This is a genomic window from Georgenia daeguensis (assembly GCF_039537705.1).
In the GTDB taxonomy this organism is placed as follows: domain Bacteria; phylum Actinomycetota; class Actinomycetes; order Actinomycetales; family Actinomycetaceae; genus Georgenia; species Georgenia daeguensis.
Map to the genome: position 1 here is coordinate 199354 of NZ_BAABBA010000003.1, position 17145 is coordinate 216498.

A 17145-nucleotide genomic window follows, 5' to 3' on the forward strand; every position below is an offset into this window, starting at 1 on the left:
TCCCCGGGCCTCGGCACCAGCCGTGGGCGGGGCCGGCGCGCATCCCCGGGCCTCGGCACCAGCCGTGGGCGGGGCCGGCGTTCACTCCGGGGCCAGGCACGCCCCGACGCCGGCCGGTCCGGTCCGGCCCTGGCGGCGCGCTAACCTGGGCGCCGCCGTCGTCACGCTCCTGTGGTGGAACTGGCAGACACACCGCACTCAAAATGCGGCGCCGAAAGGTATGCGGGTTCGAGTCCCGCCAGGAGCACCTGCACCCCCGCCCGCAGGGTGGCCGTGAACCGTGTCACGTGCGGGCCCCCCGGTGCTGCTCGGGCAGCGTCGTCAATATAGGCTTGCGGCCGTGACGAAGAACGAGAATGACGCCGCGACCAGCGCCGACGCGGCCGACGAGACCGTGACGGCCGAAGCCCCCCTCGACCTGCCCGGCCCCGAGGCCGGCGAGGCCGAGGAGAGCGGCACCCGCCGCCGCGTCGTCGTCGCCGAGGACGAGACCCTGATCCGTCTCGACATCGTCGAGTCGCTCACGGAGGCAGGCTTCGACGTCGTCGGCGAGGCCGCGAACGGCGAGCAGGCCATCGCCCTGGCCACCGAGCTCGAGCCCGACGTCGTCGTCATGGACGTGAAGATGCCGGTGATGGACGGCATCACCGCGGCGGAGCGGATCATCTCCGCGCGCACGTGCGCCGTCGTCATGCTCACCGCGTTCTCGCAGAAGGAGCTCGTCGAGCGGGCCCGCGACGCCGGCGCGATGGCCTACGTGGTCAAGCCGTTCACGCCCGCCGACCTGGTGCCCGCGGTGGAGATCGCGATCTCCCGCCACCAGGAGATCCTCTCGCTCGAGAGCGAGGTCGCCTCCCTGGCGGAGCAGTTCGAGACCCGCAAGCGCGTCGACCGCGCGAAGGGCCTCCTCATGACCAAGATGGGGCTCAGCGAGCCCGAGGCGTTCCGCTGGATCCAGAAGACGTCGATGGACCGTCGTCTCACCATGCGCGAGGTCGCCGACGCCGTCATCGAGCAGGTCGGCGGCAAGAAGTAGTCAGCTCTTTCCGGCGCGGCCCGGCTCCCCTCGGGGAGGCGGGCCGTCGTCGTCCCCGGGGGTGCCGCTCGTGCGGGCGTGTGCGTCGTTCACGCGGCGTCGTTCGCACGGCGACGGTTCACGCGGCCGCCGTGGTGCCGCTCACGCCGGAGAGCCGGCGCCGCGCTCGAGGATCATGCAGCTGAGACGCGCGGTGCAGACCCGGCGTCCGTGGTCGTCGAGGACCGCGACGTCGAACGTGGCGGTGCTCCGGCCGCGGTGCAGCGCCGTGGTGGTGGCGGTGACGTAGCCATCCCGCGCGGACCGGTGATGGGTGGCGCTCAGCTCGGTGCCGACGGCGACGCGGCCCGGGCCGGCGTGGATCGTCGCGGCGAAGGAGCCGACCGTCTCGGCCAGCGCCGCCGTCGCCCCGCCGTGCAGCAGACCGTGCGGCTGGGTGTTCCCGGCCACCGGCATGCGGGCGACGACGTGGTCGTCGTCGGCGGCCAGCAGCTCGATGCCCAGCCGCTCGATCAGGGTGCCCGGGAAGGTGGCGCGCAGCGCCAGCAGGAGATCGTCCGTGTCGGTCATGACGCCTAGGGTGGCATCCGTGACTGACACCCAGCGCCCGCGTCTCCTGCTCGTCGACGGTCATTCGATGGCCTTCCGTGCCTTCTACGCCCTGCCGGCCGAGAACTTCTCGACCTCCACCGGGCAGCACACCAACGCGGTCTACGGGTTCCTGTCGATGCTGATCAAGCTGCTCGACGAGGAGAAGCCCACCCACCTCGCGGTGGCGTTCGACCTCTCCGACGTGACCTTCCGCACACAGGAGTACGCCGAGTACAAGGGCAACCGGGACGCGGCTCCCGAACCCTTCAAGGGGCAGGTGCCGCTCATCCGCGAGGTCATGGCCGCGATGAACGTGCCCGTCCTGGAGAAGTCCGGTTACGAGGCCGACGACGTCCTGGCGACCCTCGCCACCTCGGGCGAGGGGGCGGGCATGGAGGTGCTGCTCATCTCCGGCGACCGCGACACCTTCCAGCTCGTCAGCGAGGACGTGACCGTCCTCTACCCCATCCGCGGCGTCTCGACGCTGACCCGGATGACCCCGGACGCGGTCATGGAGAAGTACGGGGTCGGGCCGGAGCGTTACCCGGACCTCGCGGCCCTGGTGGGGGAGACCAGCGACAACCTGCCCGGGGTCCCCGGCGTCGGGCCCAAGACGGCCGCGAAGTGGGTCAACCTCTACGACGGCCTCGACAACGTCATCGGCCGGGCCGACGAGATCGGCGGCAAGGCGGGGCAGAGCCTGCGCGACCACCTGGACCAGGTGATCCGGAACCGCCGGCTCAACCAGCTGGTCACCGAGGTCGAGCTGCCGCTCGGGGTGGACGACCTCGCGCGCCGGCCGTTCAACCGGGAGGCGGTCCACCAGCTGTTCGACACGCTCGAGTTCGACGTCCTGCGGGACCGGCTCTTCGCCACGCTGCCCGACAAGGACGAGTCGGCGCCGGCGGAGACGCTCGAGATCGACGTCGTCGCGGTGCAGGACCTCCCCGGCGGCCTGGCGCCGTGGCTCGCCGAGCGGCGCGAGCAGCTCCTCGGCCTCGACGTCACGGGCACGTCCGCGCAGGGCGCGGGCGACGCCTGGGCCCTGGCGGTGGCCGACGACGCCGGTCACGCGGTGACGGTCGACCTCTCCGAGCTCCCGCCCGACGAGGAGACGGTCCTCGCCGCCTGGCTCGCCGACCCGGCGCGGGCCAAGGCGGTGCACGAGGCGAAGCGGGCCTGGCACGCCCTCGGCGGGCGTGGGCTGACCCTGGCGGGCGTCACCTTCGACACGGCGCTGGCCGGCTACCTCACCCACCCGGACCAGCGCCGGTACGCGCTGGCCGACCTGACGGTGCGCTACCTGCGCCGGGAGCTGCGCGAGGACGAGGCGGAGGGCGGCCAGGCGATGCTCGCCCTCGACGGCGGCACGGCCGACCGGCTCGCGGGGATCCGCGCGGGCGCCGTCGTGGAGCTGGCGGAGGTGCTCGGGAGCGAGCTCGCGGACCGCGGCGCCGCCCAGCTGCTCTCCGACCTCGAGCTGCCCGTCCAGCGGGTGCTGCAGGACATGGAGCGCGTCGGCATCGCGGCCGACGCCGATAACCTCGAGTCGCTGCGCCGGGACTTCGACCACGAGGTGGAGCGGGCCGCCGCCATGGCGTACGAGGCGATCGGCCACGAGGTGAACCTCTCCAGCCCGAAGCAGCTCCAGGAGGTGCTCTTCACCGAGCTGGAGATGCCGAAGACGAAGAAGACCAAGACCGGCTACACGACCGACGCCGACTCGCTGGCCGACCTGTACGCCAAGACCGAGCACCCCTTCCTCGAGCACCTGCTCGCGCACCGCGACCAGATCCGCCTCCGGCAGACTGCCGAGGGGCTGCTGCGCTCGATCTCGCCCGACGGGCGGATCCACACGACCTTCCACCAGACCATCGCCGCGACGGGCCGGCTCAGCTCCACCGACCCGAACCTGCAGAACATCCCGGTGCGCACCGAGGACGGCCTGCGCATCCGCGAGGGGTTCGTGGTGGGGGAGGGCTACGAGCAGCTCCTGACGGCGGACTACTCCCAGATCGAGATGCGGATCATGGCGCACCTGTCGGGCGACGCCGGACTGATCGACGCGTTCAACTCCGGCGAGGACCTGCACTCCTTCGTCGGCAGCCGCGTGTTCGACGTGCCCACCGACGAGGTCACCGCCGCCCAGCGCAGCAAGATCAAGGCCATGAGCTACGGCCTCGCGTACGGGCTGAGCGCGTTCGGGCTCTCCCGGCAGCTGCGGATCGAGGTCTCCGAGGCCCGCACCCTCATGGAGGGCTACTTCGAGCGGTTCGGCGGCGTGCGCGACTACCTCACCGGCGTCGTGGACCAGGCCCGGCGGACGGGCTACACGGAGACGATCATGGGCCGGCGCCGGTACCTGCCGGACCTGACCAGCGACAACCGCCAGCGCCGGGACATGGCCGAGCGGATGGCGCTCAACGCCCCCATCCAGGGCTCGGCGGCGGACATCATCAAGGTCGCCATGGTGGGCACGCGCCGGGCGCTGGACACGGCCGGCCTGCGCTCGCGCCTCCTGCTCCAGGTCCACGACGAGCTGGTGCTCGAGGTGGCGCCCGGTGAGGCCGAGGAGGTCGAGGCGCTGGTCCGGCGCGAGATGGCCGGGGCCGCGGAGCTATCCGTGCCGCTCGACGTCTCGGTCGGCACCGGCCGGTCCTGGCGCGACGCGGCGCACTAGCCGCGCCCACGGGTCAGGGCCGGCGCGTGACGAAGATGGCCGTCCCGGGCAGGAGCGCCCCGCGCTCCGGCCCCCAGCCGCCCCACACGTTGTGGTTGCCCGGGGGCCACTCGGGCTCCACCACGTCCTCGATCACGAGCCCGGCTCCGACGACGTCGCGGACGTGGTCGCCCAGGGTGTGGTGGTATTCGGCGTAGAGGGGGCGGCCGGCGTCGTCGGTCTCGACGTACGGCGCGCGGTCGAAGTACGACCGGGTCACGCGCAGGCCACGGGCCGTCGGGTCGTCGGGGAACGCCCACCGCACCGGGTGCGACACCGAGAAGACCCACCGGCCGCCCGGGCGCAGGACTCGCACCACCTCCCGGTGCACGCGGCCCGGGTCGGGCACGAAGGGCAGGGCGCCGAAGGCGGTGAAGACCACGTCGAAGCTCGCGTCCGCGAACGGCAGGGCCCGCGCGTCCGCCAGCACGGTCGGCACGGCGACGCCGGTGGCCGCGTCGAGCTCCCGGGCCCGCTCGAGCATGCCGCCGGCGACGTCCGTGGCGACCGCGTCGATCCCCTGGGTCAGCAGCCAGCGCGAGCACTGGGCCGCGCCGCAGCCGACCTCGAGCACTCGGGAGCCCCGGAGGTCCTCGACCGGCCCGAGCAGGTGCGCGTCCGACTCGCGCAGCCCCTCGGGGCACCAGCAGAAGTCGGCCGGCCCGAGGAACTCCCCGTGCTCGGCGAGGTACTCGGCGGACTCCTCGCTCCACCAGGCGGCGTTGGCGCGCGCCGCGGCGTCGCCGTCGACCGGTTCGTAGCCGGCGCGCGCCGGGATGTTCTGCGGGGCCATGCCCCCAGTGTGCACGCGGGTCTGACGGCGGACGGCCCACTGCGGACTGCCCACGGGGCGGCCCCGCCGGTGTCGGTAGGCTCCCGACGAGGTACTCCGGACCGGCGAGCTGGCCGAGATGTCGGACCCGCCGTCGCACGCGGGAACCGGCTCGTCCACCCCATCGCCCTGCTCGCCCTACCCCAAACCCCCTTCACCCCGAGGGCGTGAGGCACGTCACGAGGGGGTTGGCGTGGTTGCCCGGCCGCGCCCGGCGTCGGTAGGATCAACCTTTGGTGCAGTTGTGCCCATGCGGCTGCTCCTGCGTCACCTTTCAGAACAATCCTGTCCGCACTACTTCCTGTCCGCATCGGAGTCCACAGCTCAATGACCACCACTACGCCCACGCAGCCGACGTCCCCCCAGGTTGCCGTCAACGACATCGGTTCCGAGGAAGACTTCCTCGCCGCGATTGACGCGACCATCAAGTACTTCAACGACGGGGACATCGTCGAGGGCACCATCGTCAAGGTCGACCGGGACGAGGTTCTCCTCGACATCGGTTACAAGACCGAGGGCGTCATCCTCTCCCGCGAGCTGTCCATCAAGCACGACGTGGACCCGGACGAGGTCGTCTCCGTCGGGGACAAGATCGAGGCGCTCGTCCTCCAGAAGGAGGACAAGGAGGGCCGGCTGCTCCTGTCGAAGAAGCGCGCCCAGTACGAGCGCGCCTGGAGCACGATCGAGAAGATCAAGGAGGAGGACGGCGTCGTCACCGGCACCGTCATCGAGGTCGTCAAGGGCGGCCTGATCCTCGACATCGGCCTGCGCGGCTTCCTCCCGGCCTCGCTCGTCGAGATGCGCCGCGTCCGCGACCTCCAGCCCTACGTGGGCAAGGAGCTCGAGGCGAAGATCATCGAGCTCGACAAGAACCGCAACAACGTGGTCCTCTCCCGCCGCGCGTGGCTCGAGCAGACGCAGTCCGAGGTGCGCTCGCACTTCCTGCAGACGCTGCAGAAGGGCCAGGTCCGCCCCGGTGTGGTCTCGTCCATCGTCAACTTCGGCGCCTTCGTCGACCTGGGCGGCGTGGACGGCCTCGTGCACGTCTCCGAGCTGTCCTGGAAGCACATCGACCACCCGAACGAGATCGTGGAGGTCGGCCAGGAGGTCACCGTCGAGGTTCTCGACGTCGACATGGACCGCGAGCGGGTCTCCCTGTCGCTCAAGGCGACGCAGGAGGACCCGTGGCAGGCCTTCGCCCGCACGCACGCCATCGGCCAGGTCGTGCCCGGCAAGGTCACCAAGCTCGTCCCCTTCGGTGCGTTCGTGCGCGTCGAGGACGGCATCGAAGGCCTCGTCCACATCTCCGAGCTGGCGCAGCGCCACGTGGAGGTGCCGGAGCAGGTCGCGAAGGTCGGTGACGACGTCTTCGTCAAGGTCATCGACATCGACCTCGACCGCCGCCGGATCTCGCTGTCCCTGAAGCAGGCCAACGAGGGCGTCGACCCGACCAGCGACGACTTCGACCCGTCGATGTACGGCATGGCCGCCGAGTACGACGAGCAGGGCAACTACAAGTACCCCGAGGGCTTCGACCCGGAGACCAACGAGTGGCTCGAGGGTTACGAGGCCCAGCGCGAGGCGTGGGAGAACGAGTACGCCCAGGCGCAGGCTCGCTGGGAGGCGCACAAGAAGCAGGTCGCGGCCGCCCAGGAGGCCGACACCGAGGCCGTCGAGACGGGGACGCCGGGCGCCGGCGCCGCGGGCCCGACCTCGTACAGCTCGGCTCCGGCCGAGGCGGCCGGCACCCTGGCCTCCGACGAGGCCCTCGCCGCCCTGCGCGAGAAGCTCACCGGCCACTGACCCGCTCCGCCTCCGGGCGGACGTGAGCAGACGACGAGGCCCGTCATCCCTTCGGGGGTGACGGGCCTCGTCGTACGTGGGACGGGCTTCAGGCCGCCGTGCCGGCGGACCTCGGCCGTCGGGCGGGCCTCAGACCAGCGAGGCCGTCAGCGTGATCTCCGTGCCGGCGAGGGCCTTGCTCACCGGGCAGCCGACCTTCGCCGCCTCGGCGATGCGCTGGAAGTCCTCCTCCGAGATGCCCTCGATCTGGGCGTTCACGGTGAGGTGCACGCCGGAGATGTGCGCCCCGCCCTCGGTGGAGAACGTCACCTCCGCGGAGGTGTCGAGCTGGGTCGGCGGCGTGCCGTTCTGGTCGAGCTCGTTGGAGAACGCCATGGAGAAGCAGGTCGCGTGCGCGGCGGCGATGAGCTCCTCGGGGTTGGTCCGCGCGCGGTCCTCCTCCGTGCGTGCCTTCCACGTCACGTCGAAGGTGCCGAGCCCCGAGCTGTCCATCGTCGTCGTGCCGGACCCCTGGAACAGGTTGCCCTTCCAGGTGGTGCTGGCCTTGCTGCTGAGTGCCATGCGACTTCCTCCTCTGCTCGCCCGGGAGCCCGGGCGTCGTGGGTTTCCCGTCCATCCTGCCAGCGCCCGCCAGCACCCGCGAGGCCCGCACCGGTGCGCCGGGCGCCGCTAGGGTTCCGGTATGAGCCAGTCCGCCCGAGCGCCCCGGTCCGTCTGATGCTCACCGTCGGCCTCACCGGAGGTATCGGCTCGGGCAAGTCGACCGCGTCGGCCGAGCTGGCCAGGCTCGGCGCCGTCGTCGTCGACGCCGACCAGCTCGCCCGCGCCGTCGTCGCACCCGGCACGCCCGGTCTCGCCGCGGTCGTCGCCGAGTTCGGCGACTCCGTCCTGGCGCCGGACGGCTCCCTGGACCGGGCCGCCCTCGCCGCGCGCGTGTTCGGTGACCCCGACGCCCTGGCGCGGCTCGGCGCCATCACGCACCCGCTCGTCGCCGAGGAGAGCCGCCGCCTGCAGGCGGCCGCGCCCGCGGACGCCGTCGTCGTGCACGACGTCCCGCTGATCGTGGAGAACGGCCTTGCCGACCGCTACGACCTCGTGGTGGTCGTCGGCGCCGACGAGGCCACCCGGGTCCAGCGGCTGACGGCGCACCGGGGCATGTCGGAGGAGGACGCACGAGCACGGATCCGGGCCCAGGCCGACGACGCGGCCCGCCGGGCCGTCGCGGACGTCTGGCTGGACAACTCCGGGACGCCCGAGGAGCTCCGCGACGCCGTCGGCCGGCTGTGGCGGGAGAGGCTGGTGCCCGAGCGCGACCGGCGCGCGCGGAGCACCGGGGCGAGCCCGGCGGCGGGCGTCTAGCCCGGCTCCGGCGCCGGCCCACGCTCCCGCGGCGCCGCGCCCGGGGGAGCGGCGGGCTCGGCGAACGGGACCTCGGACGGCACGACCGTGGCCTGGCGCACCGGACCGGGCTTGCGCTGACGGAGGGGGTCCCGGCGCAGGTCCACGTACAGCCCCACGCACAGCCCGATCATGATCACCACGAACGGGGTCGCGACCAGGATCGTGAAGGTCTGCAGGGCGGCGAGGCCGCCGACGAAGAGCAGGACCGCGGCGACGGCGCCCGTGAGGATGGCCCAGATGATGACCACCGGTGTCCACGGCGTGGTCCGCCCGCGGGAGGAGAGGGTCCCCATGACCAGCGAGCCGGCGTCGGCGCCGCTGATGAAGAACACCGCGGTGAGGACCATGACGACCAGGCTCGCGCCGATGAAGAACGGGTACTGCGCGAGCATCGCGAAGAACCCGGCGGCCTCGCTGCCGGTGCCCGCGATGTCGACGCCGTTGTGCTGCAGGTTGATCCCCGCGCCGCCGAACACGGCGAACCAGACGATGCTCACGCCGGTGGGGGCCAGGAGCACGCCCAGGACGAACTCACGGATGGTGCGCCCCTTGGAGATCCGCGCGATGAACGTCCCGACGAACGGCGTCCAGGAGATCCACCAGGCCCAGTAGAAGATCGTCCAGCTGGCCAGCCAGTCCCCGCCGCCGAACACGGCCGAGTGGAAGCTCATGGGGACCAGGCTGGACAGGTAGGCACCGACCGACGCGGGCAGCAGGTCGAGGATGAAGACGGTGGGCCCGACCACGAAGACGAACAGCAGCAGCGCCGCCGCGAGGACGACGTTCGTGTTGCTCAGCCACTTGATGCCGCGGGAGACGCCGCTGGCCGCCGAGATCACCACGCCCACGGTGAGGACGCAGATGATGATCACCGGCGCGGCCGTGCCGGGGTCGTCGACGAACTCGCCGGTGCGCAGCAGGGAGAGGCCCGCGGCGATCTGGAGCGCGCCCAGGCCCAGCGACGTCGCCGAGCCGAACTTCGTGCACAGGATGGCCAGGATGTCGATCGGGCGGCCCCAGCCGCGCCGCTCGATCCGGTCCTTCCCGAGGATCGACTGGAACGGCGCGCTCATGAGGTTGCCGCGCCCCATCCGGTGGGTGGAGTAGGCCAGGGCCAGGCCCACCACGGAGTAGATCGCCCAGGGGTGCAGCCCCCAGTGGAACAACGTGTAGGCCATCGCCGCCTCGGCGGCCTCCGGGCTGCCCGGTGCGGCGTCGACGAAGGGCGGCGGAGCGGCCAGGTGGGTGACCGGCTCGTAGACGCCGAAGAACATCAGGCCGATGCCCATGCCGGCGCTGAACATCATGGCGATCCACGACATCCGGGAGAACTCGGTGGACTCTCCGGCGCGGGAGATCGGGATGCCTCCGAACCGCCCGAAGGCGAGCACCAGGGAGAAGGCGACGAACCCCGCCGCGGCGAGGATGAACACCCAGCCGAAGGTGTGCGTCACCCAGCCGAGCGCGGCGCCGGCGGCGTCCCCGACGGCCTCGGTGAACAGCACGCCGAGGAGGCAGATCACGATGACGAGGGCGACGGAGATGAAGAACACCGGCTTGTCGACGGTCGCCCACCCGCGTTCCTGATCGGCCGTGCCGGCAGGCGTCGTGACGACGCCGTCCGACGGTTGGTTGTCCATGCGGTCCCCGCTCCTTCCGTCCCATGGGGCTGCGGGGCCGGCCGGTGGCCGTCGGGCGGCTCCGCGGCCGTCGGGCGGCTCGTCGCGCTCCGGCACTCCGCGCTCAGTATCGTGGCACCCATGACTGTCGGCGGCGAGCCAGGACCGGACGAGCACGGCGACGCGGGGAGCATCTTCCTCGGCGAGCACGGCGGCGACACCGGGCGCGTGGTCCTCGGCGACCACGGCGAGCTGGCCAAGTCCGACCTCCGGGTGGCGGCCTACACCGAGGTCGACGCCGCGAACGCCTCGATCGGTATGGCGATGGCCGCGGCCCCGCTGCCTCGAGAGCTCGCCTCGATGCTGCTGAGCGTGCAGAACGACCTGCTCGACCTGGTCACGGACCTCGGTGTCTCCACCGTGGGGGACGAGCCGGTCGCGGTCAGGATCGTGCCCGCCCACGTCGAACGGCTGGACCGGGCCATCGAGCACTTCACCGAGGGGGCCGGCGACCTCAGCGGGATGGTCCTGCCCGGCGGCACGCTCGCAGCGGCGCTGCTCTACCAGGCCCGTTCGGCGGTGCGTCGCGCGGAGCTGGCGGTCTGGCGCGCGGTCGAGGCGCACCCGGAGGCGGTCAACCGGGAGGCCGGCCGCTACCTGAACCACCTGTCGACGCTGCTGTTCGTCGCCGCCCGCGGCGCCAACACCGATCTTGGCGACGTGGTGTGGGTCCCGGGCTCCTCGGTGGCCGCCGTCGGCCAGGCCGCCGCGGACGACCGCGCCACGACGCCCGACGACGCGGGGTAGTCCCGGCGCTCGGACACCGGTCGCCCCGCCCGTCGTCAGGCGTCCCGGTGCCCGGGCGACCCCGCCGGGGCCCCCACGAGGTGCGGGTCAGCCGGCCGGCGCTCGATGCCCGCGGCCGCGTAGGCGTCGGCCTCGTCGAGGGTCTCGTGCTCCATGAGGGCGGCGACGATGGCCTCGTGCTTGTCGCGGTTCTCGCGCAGCAGCCGCCGGGCCTCGGCGTAGCAGTCGTCGACGAGGGCGCGGACCTCGGCGTCGACGGCCTCCAGGAGCGCCTCGGAGGCACCGTTCTGCCGGGCGTCGCCGTCGCTCGGGTAGACCTGGACGGGCCCGATCTTCTCCGACATGCCCCACCGGCCCACCATCTGGCGTGCGATGGCGGTGACGGTCTGCAGGTCGGACTCGGCGCCGGTGGTGATGACGCCGAAGATCTCCTGCTCGGCGGCCATGCCGCCGAGGGCACCGATGATGCGGCCCCGGAGGTAGTCGACGTCGTACCCGTACCGGTCCGTCTCGGGCGTGGAAAGGGTGACGCCGAGGGCGCGGCCGCGGGGGATGATCGAGATCTTGCGGACGGGGTCGGCGCCGGGCCGCAGCATGCCGAGGAGGGCGTGGCCCGCCTCGTGGTACGCGGTGCGCAGGCGCTCCTCCTCGGGCATGACGACGGCGCGCTCGGAGCCCAGCTGGACCTTCTCGAGGGCGTCCGCGAAGTCCTTGGCGAAGATCTGGTCCTGGCCGCGCTTGGCCGCGAGCAGCGCGGCCTCGTTGGCCAGGTTCGCGAGGTCCGCGCCGGTCATTCCGGGGGTGGACCGCGAGACGGCGCCGAGGTCGACGTCGGGCGCGAGCGGCTTGCCGCGGGTGTGCACCGCGAGGATCTGCTCCCGGCCGGCCTGGTCGGGCGGGGAGACGGTGATCTTGCGGTCGAAGCGGCCCGGCCTGGTCAGGGCGTCGTCCAGGACGTCGGCGCGGTTGGTCGCCGCGAGGACGACGACGCCCTCGGTGCCGTCGAAGCCGTCCATCTCGGTGAGGATCTGGTTCAGGGTCTGCTCCCGCTCGTCGTTGCCGCCCATCGAGCGGGCCCCGGAGCGCGAGCGCCCGATGGTGTCGATCTCGTCGATGAAGATGATGGCCGGGGCGACCTTGCGGGCCTCGGCGAAGAGGTCGCGCACCCGCTGGGCGCCGACGCCGACGATCATCTCGATGAACTCCGACGCGGAGGCCGAGAAGAAGGGCACCTCGGCCTCGCCCGCCGTCGCCCGGGCGAGGAGGGTCTTGCCGGTGCCCGGGCCGCCCTCGAGGAGCACGCCCCTGGGGACCTTGGCGCCGAGGCGGGTGTACTTCTCCGGGTTCTTGAGGAAGTCGACGATCTCCGCGACCTCTGCCTCGACCTCGTCGATGCCCGCGACGTCGTCGAAGTTGACGCGCACCTTCTCGGGGTCGACCGGCTTGGCCTTCTTCCCGCCCAGGCCGCCGAGCATCCCTGCGCCCATCCCGCCGGCCTTGCGGGCCCGGCGGAAGAGCCAGACGTAGAACCCCACGAGCAGCGCGAGCGGGAGCAGCGATATCAGGAGGTTCGGGAGGATCCCGCGTTCCTGCGTGATCGGGGTGGCACGGACGACGGCATCGCTCGCCTCGAGCTCGGCGAGGAGGTCGTCCTGGGCGAAGGTGGGCCGTTCGGTGACGAACTGGGTGTAGGTGCCGCCGTCGCCGGCCGGGGCCGGGGAGGCGCCCTCGGGCAGCTCGGCCGGCTCGGCCAGCCGGCCCTCGATGCTCTGGCCGCGGGAGAAGACCTCCTCGACGTTGCCCTCCTCCACCTGCTGCCGGAACTCGGTGTACGAGATCGTGGCGACCTGCGAGCTCGCGACGTCCTGGAGCGTCGTCAGCCCGAAGAGCACCACCCAGCCCAGCAGGAGCCAGGTGATCACCCGTCCCCATCCCGGTGGCTCGGGCTCGCGGCCCTGGGGCGGGACGCCCTCCGTGCGCCAGGGCTGGCCCGCGGGAGGCTGCTCCGGTGGCTCGGTGCGTCGGGCGTCGCGGGGGTTGGACACGGGGCGTCCCTCCGGGGTGGGTTCGTTGGTGTGTGCCAACTAGTTTAGATGCCGTCGGCGCGGGTGGCTACCTATTAGTTGGTGTAATCTCACCAACTGTGGTGAACGACACGGGCCGGGACGACGGCAGCACGGGGCTGGACGACGGCGCGGAGGCCGCCGACGTCGGCGCGGGCCTGCAGCGCGCCTTCTGGCTGCTGCTGCGGTGGGGGAGCCGGGCGAGCGTCCGTGCCCAGTTCCTCAGCGGGGAGCTCGGACGCTCGCTCACGCCGACGGACGTGTGGATCGTGGAGGTCCTGGCGGAACGAGGGCCGATGCGGCTGACGGCGCTCGCCGCGTGGCAGGGCGTGGACAAGTCGACCGTCACGCCGCAGGTGCGGCGGCTCGAACGGGCGGGTCTTGTGGTGCGGACGGCGGACCCGCAGGACGGCCGCGCCGTGCTCCTCTCGCTCTCCGAGGAGGGGCTCGGCGTGCGGGACAGGTTCCGCCGCGCCGGCGCCGCCGTGCTCGAGGACCGGCTCGCCTCGTGGAGCGAGGAGGACCGGCGGGTGCTGGCCGAGCTTCTCGGCCGGTTCGTCGAGGGGCTCGACGTCGACCGGTCCGCCGGCGGGTCCGCGCCGACGGGGAGCACGGCGCCGTCGGCCGCGTCCGCACCGTCGCCAGGACCGTCGGCACCGGCGGGTCCGTCGACCGCGGCAGGGGCTCTGCAGCGCTGAGGCACCCGGCGCGATGTCGGTGCCCCGACGTACCGTTGACCCATGCGTCCCGTGACCGACCTGCAGCGCGCCGTCGCCCCGTTCGAGGTGGTCTCCGACTACACGCCGTCGGGTGACCAGCCGACGGCGATCGCCGAGCTCACCGAGCGGCTCAGGGCCGGCGAGAAGGACATCGTCCTGCTCGGCGCCACGGGCACCGGAAAGTCGGCCACGACCGCCTGGCTCATCGAGCAGGTCCAGCGGCCCACGCTGGTGATGGCGCCGAACAAGACCCTCGCCGCCCAGCTCGCGACCGAGTTCCGTGAGCTGCTGCCCAACAACGCCGTCGAGTACTTCGTCTCGTACTACGACTACTACCAGCCCGAGGCGTACGTGCCGCAGACGGACACCTACATCGAGAAGGACTCCTCGATCAACGACGAGGTGGAGCGGCTGCGCCACAGCGCGACGAACTCGTTGCTGACGCGGCGCGACGTCATCGTGGTGGCGTCGGTCTCCTGCATCTACGGTCTTGGGACCCCGCAGGAGTACGTCGACCGGATGGTCCAGCTCAAGGTGGGCGACACGATCGAGCGTGACGACCTGCTGCGCCAGTTCGTGACGATGCAGTACGTCCGCAACGACATGGCCTTCACCCGTGGCACGTTCCGGGTCCGCGGGGACACCATCGAGATCATCCCCGTCTACGAGGAGCTCGCCATCCGCATCGAGCTGTTCGGCGACGAGATCGACGGCCTGAGCACGCTGCACCCGCTGACGGGCGAGGTCGTCCGCTCCGAGGAGGCGGTACACCTCTTCCCGGCCACCCACTACGTGGCGGGCCCCGAGCGGATGGAGCGGGCGATCGCGGGCATCGAGGTCGAGCTCGCCGAGCGGCTGGAGGAGCTCGAACGGCAGAACAAGCTGCTCGAGGCCCAGCGGCTGCGCATGCGTACGACGTACGACATCGAGATGATGCGCCAGATCGGGACGTGCTCCGGGATCGAGAACTACTCCCGGCACATCGACGGCCGTGCTGCCGGCACGGCGCCGAACACCCTGCTGGACTACTTCCCCGAGGACTTCCTCCTCGTCATCGACGAGTCGCACGTGACCGTGCCGCAGATCGGTGCCATGTACGAGGGCGACATGTCGCGCAAGCGCACGCTGGTGGACTTCGGCTTCCGCCTGCCCTCGGCGATGGACAACCGGCCGCTGCGCTGGGAGGAGTTCCTCGAGCGCATCGGCCAGACGGTGTACCTCTCCGCCACGCCGGGGCCCTACGAGCTCAGCCAGTCCGACGGCGTCGTCGAGCAGATCATCCGCCCCACCGGACTGGTGGACCCCGAGGTGGTGGTCAAACCGACGAAGGGCCAGATCGACGACCTCCTCGGGGAGATCCGCGACCGCGTGGACAAGGACGAGCGGGTGCTCGTGACCACGCTGACCAAGAAGATGGCCGAGGACCTCACGGAGTACCTCCTCGAGCGCGGGATCCAGGTGCGCTACCTGCACTCCGACGTCGACACCCTGCGCCGCGTCGAGCTGCTGCGGGAGCTCCGGCTGGGGCAGTTCGACGTGCTGGTGGGCATCAACCTCCTCCGGGAGGGCCTGGACCTGCCGGAGGTCTCCCTCGTCGCCATCCTGGACGCCGACAAGGAGGGGTTCCTCCGCTCCTCCACCTCCCTCATCCAGACCATCGGCCGCGCCGCCCGAAACGTCTCGGGGCAGGTGCACATGTACGCCGACAGGATCACCGACTCCATGGCCCACGCCATCGAGGAGACCACGCGGCGCCGCGAGAAGCAGGTGGCCTACAACGAGGCTCACGGCATCGAGCCCACGGCGCTGCGCAAGCGGATCGCCGACGTCACCGACATGCTGGCGCGCGAGGACCTCGACACGGCCGAGCTGCTCGAGGGCGGCTACCGGGGCGCCGGCAAGGGGCCGGGCGGAAAGGATCGCCGGAAGGCGGGGGAGTCGGTCCGCGAGAAGCTGGCCGGCGCGGCGGCCAGCGACCTCGCCGAGCTCATCCAGGACCTGTCCGCCCAGATGCACGCCGCGGCGGAGGAGCTGCAGTTCGAGCTCGCGGCCCGCCTGCGGGACGAGATCGCGGACCTGAAGAAGGAGCTGCGGCAGATGACGGCCGCCAACGCCTGACCGGCCGCCGGACGGTCGGCGTCCCCGGCAGGTGGCGTCGTGACCGACATGTCCGGTTCTGTGACGTCGGTCGTCACGCGGCCGGGTGGTCGCGCTCGGGATGGGGGTGACGTATCGTTGCCGCTGCGGAGGGGAGTATTCCCCGAACAGTGGTGCCGTCATCACGGTGGGCGACGTCGTCCGCTCGGTACCACTGGCCCGGACCACGACGGTCGTCCCCGCCCCGGAGCGTCGCGGGTGGGGACAGCCCGGACCAGGCGGAAGAGACCTCCGGTACCCGTCCCTACGTACCGGAGGCACTGTGGAAGTCCACGCCCTTGGTTGGATCGCGCTCGGCGCGATCATCGTCGTCATGATCGTGGTCGACATCGTCGGCCACGTCCGCAACCCGCACGCCCCCTCGATGAAGGAGGCGGCCTGGTGGTCGGTGGCCTACGTGGCCATGGCCATCATCTTCGGATTCATCGTGTGGGGCGTCTACGGCACCCAGTACGGCACGGAGTACTTCGCCGGGTACGTCACGGAGAAATCCCTCTCCGTCGACAACCTGTTCGTCTTCGTCATCATCATCGCGGCGTTCAAGATCCCGCGGAAGTACCAGCAGGAGGTGCTGCTGGCCGGCATCATCATCGCGATCGTCCTGCGCGGCGTCTTCATCGCCCTCGGCGTGGCCGTGATCGAGAACTTCTCCTGGGTGTTCTACCTCTTCGGCGCGTTCCTGATCTACACCGCCATCGCACAGGCGCGTCAGGGGGTCGAGGACCCCGACGAGCACGAGGAGTACCACGAGAACGGTTTCGTCCGCCTCGTCCGGCGCTTCGTGCCGGTGACCCCGGGCTTCGTCGGCGGCAAGCTGGTCCACCGCCACCACGGCAAGACGATGATCACCCCGATGCTGCTCGCGATCATCGCGATCGGCAGCGCCGACATCCTCTTCGCGGTCGACTCCATCCCCGCCATCTTCGGCCTCACCAAGGAGCCGTACCTCGTCTTCGCGGCGAACGCCTTCTCGCTCCTGGGTCTGCGCCAGCTCTACTTCCTGATCGACGGCCTGCTCGACAAGCTCGTCTACCTGCACTACGGCCTCGCCGCGATCCTCGGCTTCATCGGGGTCAAGCTGGTCATCCACGCCCTGCACGAGAACGAGCTCTCGTTCATTAACGGCGGTGAGCACTGGACCGCGATCCCCGAGCCGTCGATCGTCGTGTCGCTGCTCTGGATCGTGGGCGTGCTCGTCATCACGGTGGTGGCCAGCCTGCGCAAGAACAAGAAGGACGCCCGCATCGCGGCCGCCGAGGCCGCGATCCTCCGCGCCGGGGAGCGCGAGGAGGACCGCCGTCCGACCATCCCGCCGGCGGAGCCTGCGAAGCGCACCTCGGAGGACTGAGTCCCGCGACGGCCACGGCCGCCGCGCCCGCCGGCACCGCCCGGCCCCCG

13 protein-coding genes and 1 tRNA gene are annotated in these 17145 nt (G+C 71.7%); 9 read left to right on the plus strand and 5 right to left on the minus strand.

Features of this window, described 5'->3' with window-relative positions; translation table 11 throughout:
• Positions 1-165: 165 nt before the first annotated feature.
• Positions 166-247, plus strand: a tRNA-Leu gene (locus ABD774_RS04240).
• A gap of 93 nt (positions 248-340) precedes the next feature.
• Positions 341-1036 carry an ANTAR domain-containing response regulator gene (locus ABD774_RS04245; protein ID WP_425554459.1) on the plus strand — a complete coding sequence of 232 codons (696 nt, stop codon included), beginning with the start codon at positions 341-343 and terminating at the stop codon, positions 1034-1036.
• A gap of 141 nt (positions 1037-1177) precedes the next feature.
• Here the strand turns inward: ABD774_RS04245 and ABD774_RS04250 are convergent, their stop codons facing one another.
• Positions 1178-1606, minus strand: a complete 429-nt coding sequence (locus tag ABD774_RS04250; RefSeq protein WP_345038021.1) for a hotdog fold thioesterase — start codon at positions 1604-1606, stop codon at positions 1178-1180.
• On the opposite strand from ABD774_RS04250, the gene polA reads away from it, so the two are divergent.
• A complete protein-coding gene (gene polA / locus ABD774_RS04255) occupies positions 1605-4307 on the plus strand; it encodes a DNA polymerase I (RefSeq protein ID WP_345038024.1) in 2703 nt (900 codons plus the stop codon). The two genes, ABD774_RS04250 and polA, sit on opposite strands and share 2 nt — an antisense overlap.
• Before the next feature lie 13 nt (positions 4308-4320).
• On the opposite strand, the gene ABD774_RS04260 is transcribed toward polA, so the two are convergent.
• Positions 4321-5139 (minus strand): class I SAM-dependent methyltransferase, encoded by an 819-nt coding sequence (locus tag ABD774_RS04260; RefSeq protein WP_345038026.1) that lies wholly within the window; start codon positions 5137-5139, stop codon positions 4321-4323.
• A gap of 366 nt (positions 5140-5505) precedes the next feature.
• Between ABD774_RS04260 and rpsA the strand changes: the two genes are divergently transcribed.
• Positions 5506-6981: a 30S ribosomal protein S1 gene (rpsA, locus tag ABD774_RS04265; protein ID WP_248255766.1), complete on the plus strand. Its 1476-nt coding sequence runs from the start codon at positions 5506-5508 to the stop codon at positions 6979-6981.
• Positions 6982-7110: 129 nt separating this feature from the next.
• Here the strand turns inward: rpsA and ABD774_RS04270 are convergent, their stop codons facing one another.
• Positions 7111-7542: an OsmC family protein gene (locus ABD774_RS04270; RefSeq protein WP_345038029.1), complete on the minus strand. Its 432-nt coding sequence runs from the start codon at positions 7540-7542 to the stop codon at positions 7111-7113.
• A 156-nt stretch (positions 7543-7698) separates the two neighbouring features.
• On the opposite strand from ABD774_RS04270, the gene coaE reads away from it, so the two are divergent.
• On the plus strand, positions 7699-8340 hold the full coding sequence (gene coaE, locus ABD774_RS04275) for a dephospho-CoA kinase (protein ID WP_345038031.1): 642 nt from the start codon (positions 7699-7701) through the stop codon (positions 8338-8340).
• On the opposite strand, the gene ABD774_RS04280 is transcribed toward coaE, so the two are convergent.
• A complete protein-coding gene (locus ABD774_RS04280) occupies positions 8337-10022 on the minus strand; it encodes a BCCT family transporter (protein WP_345038033.1) in 1686 nt (561 codons plus the stop codon). The two genes, coaE and ABD774_RS04280, sit on opposite strands and share 4 nt — an antisense overlap.
• Before the next feature lie 120 nt (positions 10023-10142).
• Between ABD774_RS04280 and ABD774_RS04285 the strand changes: the two genes are divergently transcribed.
• Positions 10143-10808 carry a cob(I)yrinic acid a,c-diamide adenosyltransferase gene (locus ABD774_RS04285; protein ID WP_345038035.1) on the plus strand — a complete coding sequence of 222 codons (666 nt, stop codon included), beginning with the start codon at positions 10143-10145 and terminating at the stop codon, positions 10806-10808.
• Between the two features lie 35 nt (positions 10809-10843).
• Here the strand turns inward: ABD774_RS04285 and ftsH are convergent, their stop codons facing one another.
• A complete protein-coding gene (ftsH, locus tag ABD774_RS04290; protein ID WP_345038037.1) occupies positions 10844-12853 on the minus strand; it encodes an ATP-dependent zinc metalloprotease FtsH in 2010 nt (669 codons plus the stop codon).
• A 98-nt stretch (positions 12854-12951) separates the two neighbouring features.
• Here ftsH and ABD774_RS04295 point away from each other — a divergent pair, with 98 nt between their 5' ends.
• The 3 genes from ABD774_RS04295 (at position 12952) to ABD774_RS04305 (ending at position 17095) form a co-directional block, all read left to right on the plus strand.
• Positions 12952-13569 carry a MarR family winged helix-turn-helix transcriptional regulator gene (locus ABD774_RS04295; RefSeq protein WP_345038039.1) on the plus strand — a complete coding sequence of 206 codons (618 nt, stop codon included), beginning with the start codon at positions 12952-12954 and terminating at the stop codon, positions 13567-13569.
• Between the two features lie 42 nt (positions 13570-13611).
• A complete protein-coding gene (gene uvrB, locus ABD774_RS04300) occupies positions 13612-15708 on the plus strand; it encodes an excinuclease ABC subunit UvrB (protein WP_345038041.1) in 2097 nt (698 codons plus the stop codon).
• A gap of 301 nt (positions 15709-16009) precedes the next feature.
• A complete protein-coding gene (locus ABD774_RS04305) occupies positions 16010-17095 on the plus strand; it encodes a TerC family protein (protein WP_345038044.1) in 1086 nt (361 codons plus the stop codon).
• Positions 17096-17145 lie beyond the last annotated feature (50 nt).

Bases quoted from the DNA above. Each gene is read 5' to 3' on its own strand.
- coaE (WP_345038031.1), top strand. From the start codon at position 7,699: ATGCTCACCGTCGGCCTCACCGGAGGTATCGGCTCGGGCAAGTCGACC.
- uvrB (WP_345038041.1), top strand. From the start codon at position 13,612: ATGCGTCCCGTGACCGACCTGCAGCGCGCCGTCGCCCCGTTCGAGGTG.
- polA (WP_345038024.1), top strand. From the start codon at position 1,605: ATGACGCCTAGGGTGGCATCCGTGACTGACACCCAGCGCCCGCGTCTC.
- rpsA (WP_248255766.1), top strand. From the start codon at position 5,506: ATGACCACCACTACGCCCACGCAGCCGACGTCCCCCCAGGTTGCCGTC.
- ABD774_RS04260 (WP_345038026.1), bottom strand. From the start codon at position 5,139: ATGGCCCCGCAGAACATCCCGGCGCGCGCCGGCTACGAACCGGTCGAC.
- ABD774_RS04280 (WP_345038033.1), bottom strand. From the start codon at position 10,022: ATGGACAACCAACCGTCGGACGGCGTCGTCACGACGCCTGCCGGCACG.
- ABD774_RS04285 (WP_345038035.1), top strand. From the start codon at position 10,143: ATGACTGTCGGCGGCGAGCCAGGACCGGACGAGCACGGCGACGCGGGG.
- ABD774_RS04250 (WP_345038021.1), bottom strand. From the start codon at position 1,606: ATGACCGACACGGACGATCTCCTGCTGGCGCTGCGCGCCACCTTCCCG.
- ABD774_RS04270 (WP_345038029.1), bottom strand. From the start codon at position 7,542: ATGGCACTCAGCAGCAAGGCCAGCACCACCTGGAAGGGCAACCTGTTC.